Source organism: Bartonella vinsonii subsp. berkhoffii ATCC 51672 (genome assembly GCF_902825225.1).
Taxonomy (GTDB): Bacteria; Pseudomonadota; Alphaproteobacteria; order Rhizobiales; family Rhizobiaceae; genus Bartonella; species Bartonella berkhoffii.
The window spans coordinates 1-522 of the sequence record NZ_CADEAK010000114.1 but is presented as its reverse complement, the minus strand read 5'-3'; the positions used below and the strand labels follow the sequence as shown (position 1 = coordinate 522).

Below are 522 nucleotides of genomic sequence, written 5' to 3'. Positions count from 1 at the left end.
ATTGATCACGCAACATTCTCCCTTTTATCTCGCGGACTGCTCCCTCTTCCAAATCAGAGAGCTGAAATGTACCCTAAGATACACGAATGTGCCGTTTACCCGATAATCCCAATGCACCAAGCACATTTTTTTTTTCCCGGTTTTTTTTCTCTCTTTTCTATGATCTGGGTTGGACTTTTTGGTTTTTTCCCTTTCCTTTTGGGTGGCGTTTATATTGCGGTTGTTTGTTTTTTTTGTTTTTTTAAATACTGTTTTTGCCCTGTGTGAAGATCGTATTTTCTATCTCTTCCCCCCGTCTCGTTTTGTTTTTTTCGTTTTTTGCCTATCTCCACCGCAGCCCCAAATTTTTTCTTTTTATTTCCTTCAGATGTTCTTTATTAAATTTCGTTATCGTAAGTTCCGGGTTAGTTGAAGTGTTGCTGTGTTTTTCTTCATTCGTTTAGATTGTAGGAAAACAGGAAAAATCATTAACTGTCTTCTGCGCTCATTTTTTCAGAAATAATTGAAACCGCCGGAGGATTT

The 522-nt window shown here is 37.7% G+C and carries 1 pseudogene; it reads right to left on the bottom strand.

Annotated features, from left to right (window positions below):
- Window positions 1-154, bottom strand: a pseudogene (locus tag J7R10_RS10085) (pseudouridine synthase); the annotation flags it as partial.
- Window positions 155-522: the final 368 nt, after the last annotated feature.